The organism is Mucilaginibacter gossypii, from assembly GCF_900100945.1.
In the GTDB taxonomy this organism is placed as follows: domain Bacteria; phylum Bacteroidota; class Bacteroidia; order Sphingobacteriales; family Sphingobacteriaceae; genus Mucilaginibacter; species Mucilaginibacter gossypii.
On the sequence record NZ_FNCG01000036.1, the window covers coordinates 1 to 17821 of the forward strand.

General features: G+C 43.0%; 19 protein-coding genes. 16 read left to right on the forward strand and 3 right to left on the reverse strand.

What is annotated here, in order from left to right; all coding sequences use genetic code 11:
* Together BLS28_RS30130 and BLS28_RS30135 are read left to right on the forward strand one after the other, a co-directional pair.
* Positions 1–327: IS1595 family transposase (locus BLS28_RS30130; protein ID WP_143020923.1), on the forward strand; the 327-nt coding region annotated here is incomplete at its 5' end.
* 108 nt (positions 328–435) lie between these two features.
* Positions 436–621 (forward strand): hypothetical protein, encoded by a 186-nt coding sequence (locus BLS28_RS30135; RefSeq protein ID WP_091176516.1) that lies wholly within the window; start codon positions 436–438, stop codon positions 619–621.
* Positions 622–638: 17 nt separating this feature from the next.
* Here BLS28_RS30135 and BLS28_RS30140 read toward each other — a convergent pair whose 3' ends face one another.
* Positions 639–965, reverse strand: a complete 327-nt coding sequence (locus BLS28_RS30140; protein WP_176844614.1) for an MmcQ/YjbR family DNA-binding protein — start codon at positions 963–965, stop codon at positions 639–641.
* A gap of 85 nt (positions 966–1050) precedes the next feature.
* Here BLS28_RS30140 and BLS28_RS31485 point away from each other — a divergent pair, with 85 nt between their 5' ends.
* The 14 genes from BLS28_RS31485 to BLS28_RS30205 all read left to right on the forward strand — a co-directional run bounded on the left by BLS28_RS31485 (position 1051) and on the right by BLS28_RS30205 (position 14164).
* Positions 1051–1236, forward strand: a complete 186-nt coding sequence (locus BLS28_RS31485) for a class I SAM-dependent methyltransferase (protein WP_256337589.1) — start codon at positions 1051–1053, stop codon at positions 1234–1236.
* Positions 1229–1681: a class I SAM-dependent methyltransferase gene (locus tag BLS28_RS30145; RefSeq protein WP_256337590.1), complete on the forward strand. Its 453-nt coding sequence runs from the start codon at positions 1229–1231 to the stop codon at positions 1679–1681. Before BLS28_RS31485 ends, BLS28_RS30145 begins: the two co-directional genes overlap by 8 nt.
* 175 nt (positions 1682–1856) lie before the next feature.
* Positions 1857–2420 carry an adenylyl-sulfate kinase gene (locus BLS28_RS30150; protein ID WP_091176522.1) on the forward strand — a complete coding sequence of 188 codons (564 nt, stop codon included), beginning with the start codon at positions 1857–1859 and terminating at the stop codon, positions 2418–2420.
* Positions 2421–2427: 7 nt separating this feature from the next.
* The gene (locus BLS28_RS30155) at positions 2428–3306 is read left to right on the forward strand and encodes a sulfotransferase (RefSeq protein ID WP_143020924.1); all 879 of its coding nucleotides are present in this window, start codon (positions 2428–2430) and stop codon (positions 3304–3306) included.
* Positions 3307–3368: 62 nt separating this feature from the next.
* A complete protein-coding gene (locus tag BLS28_RS30160; RefSeq protein WP_091176527.1) occupies positions 3369–4010 on the forward strand; it encodes a DUF4291 domain-containing protein in 642 nt (213 codons plus the stop codon).
* Positions 4011–4344: 334 nt separating this feature from the next.
* Positions 4345–6783 carry a TonB-dependent receptor gene (locus tag BLS28_RS30165; RefSeq protein ID WP_091176530.1) on the forward strand — a complete coding sequence of 813 codons (2439 nt, stop codon included), beginning with the start codon at positions 4345–4347 and terminating at the stop codon, positions 6781–6783.
* A gap of 135 nt (positions 6784–6918) precedes the next feature.
* Entirely contained in the window at positions 6919–7599 is a 681-nt protein-coding gene (locus BLS28_RS30170; RefSeq protein ID WP_091176532.1) for a porin family protein, read from the forward strand.
* A gap of 73 nt (positions 7600–7672) precedes the next feature.
* Complete coding sequence (locus tag BLS28_RS30175) at positions 7673–8680, forward strand: zinc-dependent alcohol dehydrogenase family protein (protein ID WP_091176534.1); 1008 nt, start codon at positions 7673–7675, stop codon at positions 8678–8680.
* Between the two features lie 85 nt (positions 8681–8765).
* Positions 8766–9599, forward strand: coding sequence for a universal stress protein (locus tag BLS28_RS30180; RefSeq protein WP_091176536.1), 834 nt, complete (start codon positions 8766–8768; stop codon positions 9597–9599).
* A gap of 80 nt (positions 9600–9679) precedes the next feature.
* Entirely contained in the window at positions 9680–10252 is a 573-nt protein-coding gene (locus BLS28_RS30185) for an NADPH-dependent FMN reductase (RefSeq protein ID WP_091176539.1), read from the forward strand.
* Between the two features lie 190 nt (positions 10253–10442).
* Complete coding sequence (locus BLS28_RS30190) at positions 10443–11930, forward strand: alpha-amylase (RefSeq protein ID WP_091176542.1); 1488 nt, start codon at positions 10443–10445, stop codon at positions 11928–11930.
* A 57-nt stretch (positions 11931–11987) separates the two neighbouring features.
* Positions 11988–12287 carry a GNAT family N-acetyltransferase gene (locus BLS28_RS30195; RefSeq protein WP_091176545.1) on the forward strand — a complete coding sequence of 100 codons (300 nt, stop codon included), beginning with the start codon at positions 11988–11990 and terminating at the stop codon, positions 12285–12287.
* 3 nt (positions 12288–12290) lie between these two features.
* Positions 12291–13142 (forward strand): NAD-dependent epimerase/dehydratase family protein, encoded by an 852-nt coding sequence (locus BLS28_RS30200; protein WP_091176548.1) that lies wholly within the window; start codon positions 12291–12293, stop codon positions 13140–13142.
* A 131-nt stretch (positions 13143–13273) separates the two neighbouring features.
* Positions 13274–14164 carry a hypothetical protein gene (locus BLS28_RS30205; RefSeq protein ID WP_091176552.1) on the forward strand — a complete coding sequence of 297 codons (891 nt, stop codon included), beginning with the start codon at positions 13274–13276 and terminating at the stop codon, positions 14162–14164.
* A 102-nt stretch (positions 14165–14266) separates the two neighbouring features.
* Here BLS28_RS30205 and BLS28_RS30210 read toward each other — a convergent pair whose 3' ends face one another.
* Together BLS28_RS30210 and BLS28_RS30215 are read right to left on the reverse strand one after the other, a co-directional pair.
* The gene (locus tag BLS28_RS30210; RefSeq protein ID WP_091176555.1) at positions 14267–15034 is read right to left on the reverse strand and encodes an SDR family NAD(P)-dependent oxidoreductase; all 768 of its coding nucleotides are present in this window, start codon (positions 15032–15034) and stop codon (positions 14267–14269) included.
* A gap of 185 nt (positions 15035–15219) precedes the next feature.
* The gene (locus BLS28_RS30215) at positions 15220–16935 is read right to left on the reverse strand and encodes an IlvD/Edd family dehydratase (protein ID WP_091176558.1); all 1716 of its coding nucleotides are present in this window, start codon (positions 16933–16935) and stop codon (positions 15220–15222) included.
* Between the last annotated feature and the right edge of the window lie 886 nt (positions 16936–17821).

Genomic DNA, 17821 nt, shown 5'->3' on the forward strand with positions numbered 1-17821 from the left:
ACGCTCAAACCCATTGTTGAACAATCAGTGAGCACAGATGCTACTATTGTAACGGACGGCTTTGGTGGATATGCCGGTTTAAATAAAATATTCCGTGAACATCAGGTATTAAACAAGGAAAAAGAAGAGTATGCCCGGGGAGAGTATCACACCAATACGATTGAGGGCTTTTGGACATTGTTAAAACGGGGGATATATGGTCAATACCATAAAGTATCGCTCAGACATTTGCAATCATACCTGAATGAGTTCACATTTAAATATAACAATAGAGGCAATAACCAGGTGTTTAACTTTTTAATTAACAAAATGGCTACTGCCTCTTGATGGGCTATTACTCCCTAAAGGGGAGGTATGGCTGAAGCTTAGTATAAAGATGATATTATAAAAATAAATAACACATTAACATTCCCCCTTTAGGGGGTTAGGGGGCATATGAACGCATCAGGATATATTTTTTACATTGTTTTTGTTATTCCGCTAATAGCAGCGATGGTTTGGCTTATGCGCCAGGATAAGAAAAAAGGGAAGATCGGGCTTGTAGTGCTGGCGGTTTTAGTAGTAGGAGTTTTGATTTACGTTTATCTTAACCGCGACGCTTTGAATGGCGTACGGCCATAAGCTTAAAGCGCAGCGGGCTAACCATTTGCTATCATCTTTTCATATTCCCTAATCAACTTTTTGGTGGCCCTTGCAAGGTACGCTGTTATTAACAGGTGCTTCAGATCGCCGGGTGAAACGGTTTCGAGGCTCACCAGCATGTATTTATAATTTTGGTAATGCGGGGTAATGAAAAAGGTATGTGTGTCAAGCGCCATCCATTTTTCGCGCTCGGTGGTGTAAATAGCCAGTTGCTCATCCTTTTCATGTATGTTGGCGAAGATCTTATCGTTAACGTAAAATGCAGGATGCTCAAAGTGCATTTTATGGGTAACACCCGGCAGCGGCAACAAGGTGCTTTTCATAAATTGAAAAAAAATATACATATCGGTAGCCATACTTAAAGTTAATAAGTTTTCTCCATGGCATCCAATAAAACAGTAATTTCGGGTGAAAACAGGATTGGCCATGAACAGCAATAACCTCCGGAAATTATACGGCGATATCGATATCTATTTATTCGACCAGCTATTAAAAGGGCGTTTTGACGATTGCCGCACTATACTTGACGCAGGTTGCGGCGAAGGGCGAAACATAGCTTATTTTTTGCAAAACGGCTTCAAGGTTTATGGTTGATCAAAGCGAGCATGCTGTTGAACTGGCCAAAAGGCTATCCGCCGATCTGTGCCCTGATCATTCGCCTGATAATTTTAAACGGTGTACTGTTGAAGACTTACCTTTTGATGACCGACAGTTTGACCTGGTAATTTGCAGCGCCGTGTTGCATTTTGCTAATGATGCCGAGCATTTTGACAATATGGTGCGCTCACTTTGGCGCGTACTGAAACCAGGCGGTTATTTCTTTGCAAGGCTTGCATCTGATATCGGCATTGAAACATTGGTACAACCTTTAGGCAATTATCGCTACCTGCTGCCCGACGGCTCCGAACGATTTTTGGTAAATGAAGGCATCCTGCTTGAATATACCCGTGAACTGGGCGCTCAACTTTATGAACCTATAAAAACCACCAACGTGCAAAACCTGCGCTGTATGACAACCTGGTGCATGCAGAAGCAGTAATCATAATTAACTGCTGAAGTTTTCTCTCCGTCTACGTCATTTTGCTGTTCATCGATACAATGTTGCCATGTATCGATACAGTAAGTGTTAACAACAATTTCGTCCGAAATATTTGCGTTAAGCTTTCAATAACGGTTTACACAACAATTATTATTAACGCTTAACACACCACCTTATGATTATTCTGCTTTGCGGGTTATCTGGATCAGGTAAAACCACCCTTGCTCAACATGTTAAAATGAGGTTATCTGATACTGATATCCCTGTTGAAATTATTGATGCTGATGTATACCGTCAAAAGCTGTTCCCTAACCTGGGTTACACCAGGGAAGACCGTTTTGAAAATATCCGCAGGCTTGGTTTTATTGCCGGTAAATTATCCGGGCATGGTGTGGTGACTATTGTCAGCGCTATAAACCCATATGATGTGATCCGCCGTGAACTGATAGCGACTTACCCTGATGTGAAACTGATCCATATTGATTGCCCGGTTAAAACGCTGTTGCAAAGGGATACCAAAGGCCTTTACAAGCGCGCGTTATTGCCCGAGGGTCATCCGGACAAGGTAACTAACCTAAGCGGTGTTAATGACCCTTTCCAAATCCCGTCATCGCCTGATTTGTATATCAACACCCATATTACCAGGCAGACCGAGGCAACCGAAATGTTGGCAGGTTTTATTCTTGACAACTATCAGCAGGAGCAAATTAAGCAACTACAGCCAGCCGGCCGTTATTAACCAAGCTATGATCAATACAACAGTTAAATTCACGCCCCGGCAAACGTTAATTATTGCGGGGATGCACCGTTCGGGTACATCGCTTATAACCAACTGGTTAAACCGCTGCGGCCTGCAAATTGGCGAGCGCTTATGCGGCAGCGGTACAGGCAATGTTGATGGCCACTTTGAAGATCTGGAGTTTTTGAAGCTGCATGAAGAGATCCTTGATCGTAACAGTTTGGAAGTATCGGGGCTAACCGATACCCGGAATATTGAGGTGCCGCTTTACCAACTTGAAAAGATGAAGGCAGTAATTGGCATTAAACAGCAGCTTTATGAGCAATGGGCCTGGAAAGACCCGCGTACCTGCCTTTTTTTGGATACTTATGCAAAGCTGCTGCCAGGCGCCAGGTACCTGGTGGTTTTGCGTAATTACCAATCGGTGGTTAGCTCATTGCTCAGGCGCGATTTTGTATCCGTTGATCAAAAGTACATGGCCCGTAAATATATTCAGCGCCAGGTATGGACTCATTTCAGACGGCCACGCAGGTTGAAAGCATTTTATCATGACCATGCCGAAAGCTATTTAAAAGTATGGATCAATTACAATGAAGCAATATTGAAAATGCTTAAAAAGCTGAAGCCCGATGATTACCTGGTAATTAACTATTCGCAGTTGCTTGAAAACGACAGCGAAGTTTTTTCGTTTTTAACCGGCAAATGGAAGTTTGCACTCAATTATTTCGATTTTAAGGACGTGTATAAGCAGGAGCTGATGAACAAAGCAGACGATATTAGCGAGTTTGTTACCGATAAAACATTGCTGATAAAAGCAACCTACCTGCTGAAACGTTTGGGCAGCTATATGCGGGGCAGTGAAAGTTTTCCGGGGAGGGAGGAGTAGTTTTCTAAACACGGTAAGGCCGTAGTGCTTGATATTGCCGTGAAAATTTGTTATATTATAATATGAATATTATAACAGAATTTTACCAACAGGCCCTTGAACACTGGCCAAAAACCGGGCAACATATTCTTGCTCATCAAACAAATGAGGAAATTGTAGTTTACCAGGCTTACAAGAAAAGTATTGCCCGCTTCGCTGCCGAAAACCAGTTTTTAGGCGGGAATGAATACAGCTACAATCGCATGTCGTGGATTAAGCCTAATTTTTTGTGGATGATGTACCGCTGCGGCTGGGCCGAAAAGGAAAACCAGGAAAGTGTGCTGGCTTTATGGATAAGCAAAAAAGATTTTGAGTCTATTTTAAATGAAGCTGTGATCTCGTCCTTTAATCCCAGTTACCATGATAACCATGAACAATGGCGGGCTGATCTCGACCAAAGGGAAGTACGCCTGCAATGGGATCCCGATCATGACCCATATGGCCATAAGCAGGAACGCCGCGCTATACAGTTAGGCTTAAAAGGAGGGTTACTTGAAAACTTCGGAAAAAAACAAATTATCCGCATTGAGGATATCACCGGTTTTGTTAAACAACAGAAATCCCTGTTGGATAGTGGCAGGCTTGATGAATTGCGGGTACCGGTTGAAAGCGTTTACAGAACTATTGATAACGCCTTGAATGAAAGGGTAGGGATCACTCCATAAGCGACAATATCAAATCTATATCTTGATTAGGCAAATACCTAAACTTCTTTGCATCAGGTCCCACGTAAATAGCAACACTTCTTTGTAATGCCCAGGCCCGGACCCTAAACCGGGGAAAATACTGATCTCTTTGCTGGCGCATTTAGCTCGTCAAATAAACTTCCCGATGATTTTGTGAAACATGTTCATGGTTAGCTTAGAAGTCTATATTTTAAAACCTTATTTGTAATTAATCTAAATAAATATAACTTTGCGCCGGTTCCGGGCCCTGGTGCACTCTGTAGCCCGGATCAGTTAATACTGATCCTTTAATCAATTCATTATTAAGTAAAATATGCATTTTACATTTACCCCTATTCTTGCTTCCGGCAAGCCGGCCATAACAAATGTTTCTTCAAATTTTAAAGTAGTAATCAAAATAGCTTTTGGCTTCATGCTGACGATGCTGTTTTTAAACTATAATGCAACTGCGCAAACCGGCACAGGAACTGTAAAGGGTACCGTGAAAACTGCTGATGGTAAGTCTGCGGAGTTTGTCAATATTGTTTTAACCAATACTAAGTTTGGTGCAACTGCCGGGCAAAGCGGTCATTTTACTATTAAAAATGTTCCCGCAGGTACATATACCGTTGTTGCAAGCTTTATCGGCCTGCAAAGTCAAACCAAAAAGATTACTGTTAGTGCAGGTGAAACCACCACAGTAGGTTTTGTTTTAACCGAAGGGGCAAAAGACCTGCAGGAGGTTTATGTTAAAAGCGCCAGGCACAACAAATTCCTGAAGAAAGAAACTGAAGATGTAGCCCGCCTGCCGCTGAAAAACCTTGAAAACCCGCAGGTATACAGTGTAGTTACCAGCGAACTGATGAAAGAACAGATTGTAACCAGTTATGCAGATGGTTTTAAAAATATCCCGGGTACAGGTGTGCCATTAGTATATAATAACGGGCGTACCACCTTGCTATCAAGAGGTTTTGTTACCGGCAACTTTATCCGTAACAGCGTGGCGGGGTATAATTTTAATAGTATCGACCCTGCCGATATTGAAAAGATAGAAGCTATAAAAGGCCCTACCGGTACACTGTTCAATAGCAGCCTGGCTTCATTCGGGGGCTTGTTTAATCGTGTTACCAAACAACCCAATGAAACACCACGTACCGAAATCGCTTACCAAACGGGCAGCTTCGATCTCAACCGCCTTACGGCCGATGTTAACATGCCTTTAAATAAGGATAAAACCGTATTGTTCCGCGTTAACGCGGCGCTGCACAACGAGCACAGTTTCCAGGACGCGGGCTTTAACCGCGGTTTTTTTGTAGCCCCCAGCATAACCTACATCATTAATGATCGTTTATCGGTTGATGTTGACGCCGAAATAGGTAACTCGAACGCTACTTCGGCCTACAGGCTTGCCCCGGATATCAAAGGAAAGACCTATAATGTTAAAGATCTCGGCATCGACTATAAACGTTCTTTCGGTAACAATAGCGTTGATTACCTGAGCAGGCAAATTGATCTTTATTCATTGATCAATTACAAAATTTCGGATCACTGGAAATCGCAAACCATGTTCAATAAAACTTTTTCGACCACCAAAGGCATGGTTACCGCGTTTACCCTTGTCGATAGTAGCAAGCAGATAAAACGGCAGGCTACCCAGGAAGATTATCCTTACTATATCACCAACGTACAGCAAAACTTTATAGGCGATTTTAAAATCGGTCAGTTCCGTAACCGCATTGTTGCAGGTTTAGAGTATTATAATCAAAAAAGCAATAATACCAACGTTACCGTAAGCACCCCGGCAATCAGTTACCTTGATCCGGGAGCAGCTTATAATAGTTTTACGGCAGATAAAGTTTCGGCACTTGTGGCCGCTGCCGCTCCCAAGCCCGGCGATTATGTTCAAAATAACCAAAGCTCTTACGCTGCCTATGTATCAGATGTGTTTAATATTACCGAACGGCTGAATGCCATGGCCAGCATCCGTATCGACAGGTTTGTTAACAAAGGCGCTTACACACCCGCCGATGGCAAAACCACCGGCAATTTCAGTCAAACGGCATGGTCGCCCAAATTTGGTTTGGTTTACCAGGTAGTTAAAGACCAGCTATCGTTATTTGGCAACTACATGAATGGCTTTAACAATGTAAGCGCAACGAGTTTCGACAATACGCCCTTTAAACCGCAATATGCCAACCAGTGGGAGGCAGGTGTAAAGGTAGATGCCTGGGATCACAAGATCAGCTCGACTATCAGTTACTACGATATCTCGGTAACCAACACTACTATGGATGATCCTGCCCATCCCGGCTTTTCAACCCAGGCTGGTACTCAACTCAGCAAAGGTATCGAGGCTGAATTGATTGCTAATCCTTTTAACGGTTTCAACATTGTAGCTGGCTTTGCGTATAACAACAGCAAAATTACCGCCGCCGCTCCTGGCACAGGTCTGCAGGGTTTACGTCCTGCCAACTCAGGTCCGGCAAGGTTGGCCAACCTATGGATGAGTTATCGCATTACCCACGGTAAAGTTCAGGGTTTAGGTTTTGGAGTGGGCGGCAACTACGGAAGTGATTCATACCAAACCAATACCGCGGCGTTTAAATTCACCATACCGTCATATACTACGGTTGATGCCACTGTATTTTATGATCAGCCCAAATTCCGCATCGGCTTTAAGCTGGACAACCTGACCAATGAAAAATACTGGTCGTTCCGTTTGGCGCCACAAAACCCAACTCGTGGTACATTAAGCATGAGTATTAAGTTTTAAAAATAATCGCATACAATTATATATAAAAGGCTTACCTCATTAAGGGTAAGCTTTTTTTATCGCTAAAATTTATTGTTGAATGTCGCATCCCGGTGCATTTTTTCGTATCCCTTCTAAACCATACTTTACACAAACATGAAATTACATTTAACCTTGTCGTCCCTGCTATTATTGGCATGTTTTAAATTGTCCGCACAAACAAACGCTATTCAATTTGGCATCAGGGCGGGCGTAAGCGGCACCTGGTTATCCCGGACGCCCGGCACGGATGTGCAGATCCGCGATGCCGAAAAAAGCGGGTCCGGCTATTTCGCCGGGGCCTTTGCCAGCTTTAATGTCAACAGGTTTTCGTTGCAGCCGGCTATTATTTTCAATTCATTAAGCAGTAAAACTACCGAAGAAGTTTTAAGCGGAGATATTGTTTACCGGATGTATGGCAAATGGCGTTTATATTATATCCAGGTGCCGGTTAACCTGGTTTATAATATTCCGGTTCATGGCGGCAAATTTTATCTGGGCGCCGGGCCATATATTGGTTGGGCTTTGTCAGGCAGGTTTACACCGGCAAGCAACGAATCGCCGGGGCAATCATCTCCCGCCAACTTTAGCTTCAAAGCCAAATTCGGCAGTGATGACAGGAGCAATTTTAAATCTTTCGACTATGGAGCCAATGTAGTCGCCGGCTTTGAGTTTGATAACGGTTTAATGATTAATGCGGTTCATGATTTAGGGCTTGCCAATATCGAGGTTGGTAATTACCCGTACGAGAAAACCAGGACCCGGAGCCTGGGCATTGCTTTAGGGTATAAATTTTAGTGAAGCTTTTTAGCTCAATTTTGCAAACCAGACCTGTCAACATGCTTGCTTTACCTTATACTTCTTGTGGCAGATGTTAACCTCATTCAAAACTTTCATAGCCGAAATTTGTATTTCAACTATGAAAGCATTGGTTTTTGAGCAGGCAGGCAATGCCGCTGATGTGATACAACTGAAACATTTAGCCTACCCCAAACCGGCTTCCGGCCAGTTGCTCATCAGGGTGAAGGCCTGCCCTGTACACCCGGCCGACCTGCTTTTTATTGCCGGAAAATACCGCTATCAGCCGGTGCTGCCCCAAATAGCAGGACTGGAAGGTGCCGGTTATGTTGAAGAAGCCGGACATGACAGTATTATCCCCAAAGGCAGCCTGGTAGCTTTTAGCAAAATAGGGGCTTGGGCGCAATATGTGGTAGTTGACGAGCAGGACGTGGTATTATTGCCCGATACCTTCCCATTAGCAAAAGCCGCGCAATTATTACTCAATTCGTACACCGCATATGGTTTAATACAAGAAGCACAAGTAAAAAGCGGCGACTGGCTGCTGCTTACCGCGGGCCATTCCACAGTATCGCGCATAGTGATACAGCTTGCCGCCGAAAAAGGTATTTGTGTTATAGCCACCGTACGCGATGAGGCGCAAAAGCAAGAGTTATTAGCTTTAAAAGCCGAAGAAGTAATAGTTCCCGAACCCGGTACGCTTAAGCAGGTTATTGATGAAATTACCAAAGGCAAGGGCATCAAAGCGGCACTTGACGCGGTAGGCGGGGAGCTGGCTACTGAAATAATATCCTCGTTGTCGCCCGGAGGGCACCTTATTGTTTATGGTTTGCTTGATCCACAGCCGGCTGCCTACCTCAACGCCGAAGTCGTTTTTAAAAACCTGGTCATTAAAGGTTTTGGTGTGAGGGGATATGTGGCAGGACTTTCGCTCGAAGAAAAAACTCAGATGATCAGTCATTTAGTACATTCCATTGGCAGGGCCGAGTTTCAGCTTTCCCCATCGGCAACTTATACAGTTGATGAGTTTGCGCAGGCTTTTGCTTATGATAAAGGGGGGAAGGTTTTATTAGCGTTTTAGCTGCAAATAGTTGTATTAAATAGTTAAACAAATCGTAAATTTAGCATTAAGCGCACGGGTCTCGTACGTACCTAAATTGTTTGTTATGAAAACTATATTAATACCGGTAGATTTTTCCGACACCAATACCAATGCTATAAAATATGCAGCCGACATGGGTTGTGATATGCCGGTAAAGAAAATTATACTGCTCAAAAGTTATTATACATCGGTATATGAACAAATCCTTCCTTCTCCCGATTTTTTATTGATAAGCGCTGATGATATTGAAAATGAGCGACAAAAAATAGAAGTTCAGCTTAAGGAGCTCATGAAAAAGCTGAAAAACCGCTGCCACGAAAATATTGAGATAGAAACGGTAGTTAGCACTGAGCCTATCGTTAGGGCTATACACAATGTAGTTGAAGATCAGCACCCCGACCTGATGATAGTTGGCGGCGATATGGGGCATGAGTTAAGTATGATTGGCGAACAGATTATCGAAATTGCAAAAAGCAGTCCGGTAAAAGTATTGGTTATTCCGCCCGATTGTAACTATCATAAAATAGAACAGGCACTGGTACCCTGTGATTTGGAAGCCTTAGCCCGGCTCGGCGTTTTAAAAGGCCTTAACACGTCGCACAGCTGGCTTAACCCAAAGCTGATGCTCCTGTATGTCGACCCGAAGAAAAAACATATTGGCCGGGAGGCCGAATTTGAAGCATCGGTAAAACAACTGGTTAATTGTTATGAATGTAAGCTTCATTATTCGGATGATAAAAATATTGTACGGGGCATACTCAATTTTGCTACAGAACAGCAAGTACAATTGATCATTGCCCTGCCGGGCAAACACAGCTTTTTTTATAATTTAACCCACAGCAGCATAACCGAAGCTTTGTCTTTAAATGCCAGGCACCCGGTATTGATACTTAAATAAATATTTGTATCGACTTTATCATCTTGTCTTTTAAGTTTGCGTCTTAATGAATTGTTAATTTTTACCGCAAACAGATGAGCATGTATAAACTCAAAGTAATAACATCAACCGTACGTCCGGGTCGTAAAGGGCCTGCAATAGCAAAATGGATAACTGAGGCAGCCAACAGCCATGGTTTCGAGGCTGAAATGATTGACCTTGGTGAACTTAACCTCCCCCTAATGAATGAGCCTGTTCATCCTGCCCTTAAGCAATACGAACACGACTATACCAAACAATGGAGCGCTAAAATTGAAGAGGCGGATGCCTTTATTTTCGTAACTGCCGAATATGATTATAGTTATCCTGCCCCGCTTAAAAATGCAATTGAGTACTTAGTACACGAGTGGGCTTATAAGCCAAGTGGCATTGTAAGTTATTCTATAGGCCCTTTTGCCGGAGTAAGAGCAGTTATGAGTTTAAAAACCGATTTGCTCTCACTAAAAAATGTAACCCTTGCCGAAATGGTAAATATCCCTCAGCTAAATCAGTTTGTTGACGAGGACAATAACTTTATGGCGGATGAAAGACTGGATAAAAATGCCAAAATTATGTTCGACCAATTGGTAAGGTGGACAAAGGGTATGAAAGCGATTAGAGAAGATAAGTTTTAAATAACAACCCTGCTTTAAACAGCCTGGGTTTTGTATTTCCTGATGGTGTAAACAGAAAAGCTTTGACAGATTCATGTCCTGTAAATCTTGGGGTTCACAATGATTTAACGCTGTCGTTAAGTATTGCTAAAACCTTTCTGTTTATATTTAGTTAAGTAGTCATTTATAATTAGCTTACTTAATTAAAGGCATGGAAAATTTTACAATGCTGCAGTTTTTTGAATGGTATTACCCAGCCGGAGGCAGATTGTGGAATCAGTTAAAAAATGATGCAGAAAACCTGAAGAAAAAAGGGATCGATTCGGTATGGCTTCCGCCGGCTTATAAAGCGGCAAGCGGGGGGCTCTCGGCCGGGTACGATGTTTACGATATTTATGATCTTGGCGAGTTTGATCAGAAAGGTACGATCGCAACAAAATACGGCACAAAACAGGAGTATCTCGATGCTATAGCTGCGGCACAAAAAGCTAAATTAAAGGTGTATGTGGATGTGGTACTTAACCACATGGGCGGTGCCGACGAAATTGAAAAGGTAAATGCCCGCAAAGTTGACCCCGCTAACCGTAACGAGTTTATTAGCGAGGTTTACGAAATAGGTGCATATACCAAATTCACTTTCCCGGGCCGCAAGGGTAAATACTCCAAATTTATATGGGATTGGCAGTGTTTTTCGGGTATTGATTATGATGCCTATAAAAAGGAAACGGCCATATTCAGCATCCAGAACCAATATGGCGAGGGCTGGAAAGATGTACTTGACGACGAAAACGGCAATTTTGATTACCTTATGCTTTCAGACATTGACACCCGTAACCCAAGCGTACGGGACGAACTGAAAAAATGGGGCAAATGGTATTTTGAAACCGCAAAATTTAATGGCTTCAGGCTTGATGCCATTAAACATATGGATCACGGCTTTTACAACGAATGGCTTGATTATATGCGCAATGAGTTTAAGCAGGAGTTTTTTACTGTTGGCGAGTATTGGGCTTTCGATTTGCCTAAATTATTAAAATACATTGAGGTGACCGAAGGGCGCATGTCGCTTTTTGATACCTTACTGCATGATAACTTTCATCATGCTTCGAGGGCCGGGAAGGATTATGACCTCACCACTATTTTTGATAATACACTTGTGAGCGTAAAGCCCGAACTGGCAGTTACACTTATCGAAAATCACGACACCCAGCCGCTGCAGTCGTTGGAGCAACCAATCGATCAATGGTTTAAGCCTTTGGCCTATGCGCTGATCCTGCTGCGTGAAGCCGGTTACCCATGCGTTTTTTATGCCGATATGTACGGCGCAAAATATACAGACAAGGGGGGCGACGGTGAAGATCATGAAATAGAGCTGCCTGTAGTAACCGAACTGGAAACCATGCTTTATGTAAGGAAAAACATGGCCTACGGAACTCAGCGCGATTATTTTGACCACCCTAACTGCATAGGCTGGACGCGTGAAGGCGATACCGATCACGAAGATTCAGGTTGTGCCGTAGTGATTTCAAACAGTGAGGATGGTTTTAAGGAAATGGAAATTGGGGCAGGGCATGCAGGCAAAGTGTTTGTTGATTACCTCGATAAACACGAGGGAGAAGAGGTAGTGATCACCGCTGATGGTTGGGCCGAGTTTAAAGTGAAGGCTGGATCGGTATCGGTTTGGGGAATTAAGAAGTAATTTCTGTTAAACGGGGTGAACATTTTATACATTTGTTCACCCCGTAATATATACGCTATGAAATACGAAGAAATCCCCCTGGTAAATAATGAGGCCATCCACAATTTTGAATTGACTGTTGAAGGCTACCGTGCTTTTATCGACTACAAAAAAAAGGACGATAAAATTTACCTCATCCATACCGAAGTGCCGGTTGAACTGGAAGGCAAAGGCGTGGCATCGGCTATTGTTGAAAAAACATTCAACTATATCGAACAGAATAACCTCAAACTGGTGCCCCTTTGTGTTTATGTGGTATCATACCTGAAACGCCACCCGGAGTGGTCCCGAATTTTGGCTATAGCACCAGGTCACTAATTTATGCGTGTTTTAGTTACGGGTTCATCTGGAAGGTTAGGAGCAGTTACGGCTCAACATTTGCGCACTAATGGGCATGATGTTACCGGCATAGATCTGATCCCGGCTGAGACTACTGATGCGTTGATCGATATTTTAAATAAAGATGCTGTTTTAGCTATCACCCAAAATATCGATGCAATTATTCATACTGCCGCTATCCACGGAAAGCATTATGAATTGAACTATCCGCGCGAAGCTTTCATCGACGTAAATATTTATGGTACGCTCAATTTGCTCAATGCCTGCGTTACAAATGGCATATCTAAATTATTATATACCAGCACCACATCTATTTATGGCGATGCAATGGTAGATAAAGAAAAGGCCGTTTGGGTTGATGAAGAACTGCCTATTAAACCACGGGATATTTACGACATCACCAAGCAAACCGCCGAGCAGCTTTGTAAGGATTTCTTTTACCGCGAAGGCTTGCAAACATCGGTTTACCGCGTTGGTCGTTTCCTGCCCGAAACGGATAACCTCAAACTAAATCACCGACTATACCGCGGCCTCGATGAACGCGATGGTGCCGAAGGCCTCCAATTAGCTTTGGAACAAACTTTTCCTGAGTTCGAGATCTTTAATATCACCAGTAGTTCTCCTTTTAAAAAAGATGAGCTTGTACAATTAAAGCATAACCCGGCAGAAGTGATCATAAAGCACTATCCGCAGGCTAAAACTATTTACGAATTAAATGGCTGGACATTTCCGAAAAGCATTGACCGGGTTTATATAAGTAACAAGGCTAAACGGTATTTTGGTTATGAGCCAAAGTTTACGTTTGATTATCTGTTGAATAACCTCGAACTGTGATAAGACTTGCGAAGTTTTCAAAACTTCGCAAGTCTGGGTTTTAATTGGGGTTTAAATGAAATAAATATTGGACAAATTGAAATAATGAAATCCAAGAAAGTTATAACTTTGTTTCACCACAAGGCTAAATTATGAGCTTTTTTAAACCAAAGTCACAAAAGGAATCTTCTGGTTATTTCATACCCAGCATTAATGGTTTTTCAGAATTAACCAATCCTCCACTTAATGCGTCATTCAATGATATATCTAATAGTTTAGGCTATCACATTGATCAGATTCAAATGTATTTGGGAGACTATGATCCCAATAATGAAATTCAGGCTGTTGGGCTTGAGATTTTATCTGATAACATAGTTTTTATTTGTACTAAAAAGTCTGTCGTTAAATTATCAGAGGATAAAGTGAGAAACTTCCTGAAAAAATTCAACATCAAGGATGAATTTGATGATGTGTCGGTTTCTGCTATTTTAAATGAAGGGATAAAAAACGAATCTTTGACTGTGGAGTTTCTATCTAAAGTCCTTAACCTCAAAGACACCCAGCCAAACGGCATTTTTACCGCCATTAGCCTTGGATTATATCTTTATTTTAATAACGGAATTTTAACACATTTTCAATCGGCTGATGGGCTAAATGAATGCGCAAAGCACTTTAAACAACTGAATCCGGTACTCATTGGAAATTACGAAACTGTAGCAAAAAAATATTGGGGACAAGATATCTCTAAAATTACTGAGGAAGTAAATATTCAAGCATCGGCGCTTGCTGATGTGCCTGATGCAATCAATAATACATTTACCAAGCTTCATGAAGGAGAACTGGGAACCATCAATTTTCGAATGTTAATGGTCTGCCATTATGATAGTGAAATTTCGTTAGATGAGTTTTTGCAGATAAATCATGGACGATATAAACACCTTCCAAGCCAAGTGGACATCGGCACCGAGAAGTATATCTTAGGCAAATTCTTATATGAATTTTCTAAAGTTGGGAATTTGATTAACAAGTATCAGGTAAGTTAATCCTTACGTATTTATGCGCATCTCTTAATTCCTCCTCCTGAAAATATCCATCAGTTAGTGATTATTTTCAAACCATTCACCTAATCAACCACTCACTATTCACTAATACGGAGAAGTACTAACCGCCGTCCATCCGCCATCAACTACCAAATTTTGCCCGGTAATGTGCCTTGCATCGGGCGAAACCAAAAACAACACCGCGTTTGCCACATCTTCAACAGTTGCGGCGCGACCCATAGGGGTAATGCGGGCCCAGGTTTTTTGATATCCGGCATCTTCCATCGTGCGCTCGGTAAGGGTGGCACCGGGCGCCACGGTATTCACGGTAATTTGATGTTGTGATAGTTCAACCACCAGGCTTTTGGCCAGCATTTCGAGGGCTGCTTTAGTCATACCGTAAGCGGCAAGGTCCTGATGGGCCTGGTGCCCCGTAACCGAGGACATGAACAGGATGCTGCCCCCGCTTTTTTGTTTCACAATTTGCCTGGCTGCCCTTTGCGCCAAAAAGAAACTGCCCTGCAAATTAACATTCATTACACTTTGCAGGGATTGGGCAGGGTAATTCAAAAAATCGCCAAACAAAGTGATCCCGGCATTGGCGACGGCAATGGTAAGTTTGCCATAACGCTGTACCGCTTCATCAACCATTTGCTGTATAAAATCAATGTCCGAAGCATCGCCGGCTATCGGGTAACAATTACAGCCGAGCCCATTAATGGTATCGGATGCCTGAACAGCCAGTTCTTCACTCAAATCATTCAATAATACATCCGCACCGGCGAGACTTAGCTGTTTAGCTATTTCAAAACCTATCCCTTGCCCGGCACCGGTTATTATGGCTACCTGTCCGCTAAATTTATCAGTTATCATTTTTTAGGTTGATGGTTTAATAATCTATTGCATTATGTCATTTCGACGAACATGTGTGTTGGGGAATGATCGGGGTGAGGAGAAATCTTATACAAGCGATAATCCAAATGCATGGTGTATAAGATTTCTCCTTACTCCACAGCGCAGTCCATCCCTTCTCGTCGAAATGACATTTTTTTAATCTCTCAATGCGAATCCCTTAAAACCTCACTCCCCGAGCCCCCTCTTAAAAAATCGAGATCAGCCCCAAGATGGGCTTGCTCTACATGCGTTTGATATAAATAAGTGTATCCCCGTTTGCTGATATTGTTGTTTAATACCAGTTTTGATTTTCTTTCGGCAATTTCTTCATCACTAACCTCAAGGTGCAGTGTACCGGCGGGTACATCAAGTTTAATCATATCGCCATCCTGTACTATAGCCAATGTGCCGCCGATGGCCGCTTCTGGTGATACATGCAGTACTACCGTGCCAAAGCCGGTACCGCTCATCCGCCCGTCAGAGATTCGTACCATATCGGTAATGCCCTGGTCGGCCAGTTTTTTTGGGATCAGCATATTGCCAACTTCGGGCATACCGGGGTAGCCTTTTGGGCCTGCATTTTTCAATACCAGCACACTATTTTTATCCACATCCAATGCCGGATCGTTAATGCGATGATTAAAATCCTCTATATTTTCAAATACCACGGCCTTACCGGTATGCTGCATTAAGCCCGGGCTTGCCGCCGACGGTTTCATCACAGCCCCGTTTTCACAAAGATTACCTTTCAGTACCGTTATACCTGCTGTTGGGTTAAAAGGATTATCAACCGGCGCTATCAGTTCGCGGTTAAAACATTCGCTGTTTTCATAATTACGCAATATAGGGTGGCCGCTTACGGTTATGGCACCGCTGTTAAGTTGTTCATGCAGCTCTTTCATTAAGGCCGGTAAACCACCAGCGTAATAAAAATCCTCCATAAAATATTTGCCCGAGGGCTGCAGATTGGCCAGTAAGGGTATTTTGCGGGATGATGTATTGAAATCATCCATACTTAAATCAATCCCGATGCGGCCTGCTATGGCCAGCAGGTGAATAATAAAATTTGTAGAGCCGCCAATAGCCGCATTAACGGTGATGGCATTTTCAAAAGCCTGCCGGGTAAGGATGTCTGAAGGTTTCAGATCTTCATGCACCATATCAACAATGCGATTGCCCGATAGGTGCGCTAATACTTTACGACGAGAGTCGGCCGCGGGGATAGCCGCATTCTCTGCCAGTGAAAGTCCCAGCGATTCGACCATGCAGGCCATTGTCGATGCCGTTCCCATTACCGCGCAATGCCCCTGGCTGCGGGCCATGCAGGCTTCGGCAGTATAAAGGTCTTCATCGTTCATTTGCCCGGTTTGATGATCGGCGAAAAAGCGCCAGATATCCGATGTGCCGATATCCCGGCCCCGGTATTTCCCTGTTAACATGGCCCCGCCCGATACTACTATGGTTGGAATATTTACGCTGCAGGCTCCCATTACCAGTGCAGGCGTGGTTTTATCGCAGCCGCAAAGCAGCACCACGCCATCCAGCGGATTTGCACGGATACTCTCTTCAACATCCATACTTACCAGGTTTCGGTACAGCATGGCAGTAGGTTTAACCAAAGTTTCGCCTAATGACATCACCGGGAATTCAACGGGATATCCACCGGCTTCATAAATGCCGTTTTTTATAGATTGGGCTAATTCCCGGAAATGGGCATTGCAGGGTGTAAGCTCCGACCATGTATTGCAGATGCCAATCACCGGCTTCCCCTGCAACTGATGTGCCGGGATCCCCTGGTTTTTCATCCAGGCGCGGTATATGAAGCCATCCTTGCCTTTTTTACCAAACCATTGCCGGCTTCGTAGCGGTTTTTCCTCCATTATATAAGATGTGTTGTGTTTTGAATTGGTTGTTTAACAAATATAGATTTCTATAAATCGTTTTAGGCATTGTAAATGAAAAGTTAGAGAAATAGTGTGCCGGAGGTATGCAAGTCATCGTTGGCAGAGTTTCCGGCGGTTGTCTTCCTAAGTATATAGCAAAGGTTGCAACTGGATAAGTTATTTATAGACCGGATAGATGTTGATGACTCGTGATTTTTGTAAGTATTAACTGCGGTGCTCAAAACAGCAAGCTGAATGAGGGCGTTGCCTTCGGCCGGGCTATTCGTTCATACGCCTGCAGGCTTTACGCTCGTTGGCCGGTACCCGCTGCTATCCCTAACGCTGGTTTTCGAGGCTTGTATAAACTTTTTCTCGTTGATGTATAGTTAGTTAAGGAAACATTAAGAAAAATAGTAAAGAATAATTTGGAGAAGGCGTAAAAGTGGCTACCTTTGCAGCCCGCAAACGAGGAAGTGAGTTAGCCGGGTTAGTACATTAAAAGGATAGAAAAGTAAAGGAAAAAAAAGATTAAAATCTTTTTGTGGGAATGAAAAAAAATCCACACCTTTGCAGCCCGCAAAAGAGGAAAAGGAGAGAGCGAAGCGGGTCTGAAACTTTGAAAAATAAAAAATAAAAAAGTTTTGGAAATAAGAAAAGGTTTTCTACCTTTGCAGACCCAAACGGAAGGGAGCTTGAAAGAGCGAAAGAAGTTGAGGCTGAGCGAGTTCAGTCAATAAGAGAAGGAAGAAAGTTAACAATAGTTAATGAGTAAAACAAAAGAGCCGAAAGCGATTTTCGGGGAAACAAACTGACAAGTTAAGCGATGAAAATTGCGACGACATAATAGCTGATTCGGATGATGAAGCGAGCAAGTTCTTTTAAG

Bases quoted from the DNA above. Each gene is read 5' to 3' on its own strand.
- BLS28_RS30135 (WP_091176516.1), top strand. From the start codon at position 436: ATGAACGCATCAGGATATATTTTTTACATTGTTTTTGTTATTCCGCTA.
- BLS28_RS30140 (WP_176844614.1), bottom strand. From the start codon at position 965: ATGAAAAGCACCTTGTTGCCGCTGCCGGGTGTTACCCATAAAATGCAC.
- BLS28_RS30145 (WP_256337590.1), top strand. From the start codon at position 1,229: ATGGTTGATCAAAGCGAGCATGCTGTTGAACTGGCCAAAAGGCTATCC.
- BLS28_RS30150 (WP_091176522.1), top strand. From the start codon at position 1,857: ATGATTATTCTGCTTTGCGGGTTATCTGGATCAGGTAAAACCACCCTT.
- BLS28_RS30155 (WP_143020924.1), top strand. From the start codon at position 2,428: ATGATCAATACAACAGTTAAATTCACGCCCCGGCAAACGTTAATTATT.
- BLS28_RS30160 (WP_091176527.1), top strand. From the start codon at position 3,369: ATGAATATTATAACAGAATTTTACCAACAGGCCCTTGAACACTGGCCA.
- BLS28_RS30165 (WP_091176530.1), top strand. From the start codon at position 4,345: ATGCATTTTACATTTACCCCTATTCTTGCTTCCGGCAAGCCGGCCATA.
- BLS28_RS30170 (WP_091176532.1), top strand. From the start codon at position 6,919: ATGAAATTACATTTAACCTTGTCGTCCCTGCTATTATTGGCATGTTTT.
- BLS28_RS30175 (WP_091176534.1), top strand. From the start codon at position 7,673: ATGTTAACCTCATTCAAAACTTTCATAGCCGAAATTTGTATTTCAACT.
- BLS28_RS30180 (WP_091176536.1), top strand. From the start codon at position 8,766: ATGAAAACTATATTAATACCGGTAGATTTTTCCGACACCAATACCAAT.
- BLS28_RS30185 (WP_091176539.1), top strand. From the start codon at position 9,680: ATGTATAAACTCAAAGTAATAACATCAACCGTACGTCCGGGTCGTAAA.
- BLS28_RS30190 (WP_091176542.1), top strand. From the start codon at position 10,443: ATGGAAAATTTTACAATGCTGCAGTTTTTTGAATGGTATTACCCAGCC.
- BLS28_RS30195 (WP_091176545.1), top strand. From the start codon at position 11,988: ATGAAATACGAAGAAATCCCCCTGGTAAATAATGAGGCCATCCACAAT.
- BLS28_RS30200 (WP_091176548.1), top strand. From the start codon at position 12,291: ATGCGTGTTTTAGTTACGGGTTCATCTGGAAGGTTAGGAGCAGTTACG.
- BLS28_RS30205 (WP_091176552.1), top strand. From the start codon at position 13,274: ATGAGCTTTTTTAAACCAAAGTCACAAAAGGAATCTTCTGGTTATTTC.
- BLS28_RS30210 (WP_091176555.1), bottom strand. From the start codon at position 15,034: ATGATAACTGATAAATTTAGCGGACAGGTAGCCATAATAACCGGTGCC.
- BLS28_RS30215 (WP_091176558.1), bottom strand. From the start codon at position 16,935: ATGGAGGAAAAACCGCTACGAAGCCGGCAATGGTTTGGTAAAAAAGGC.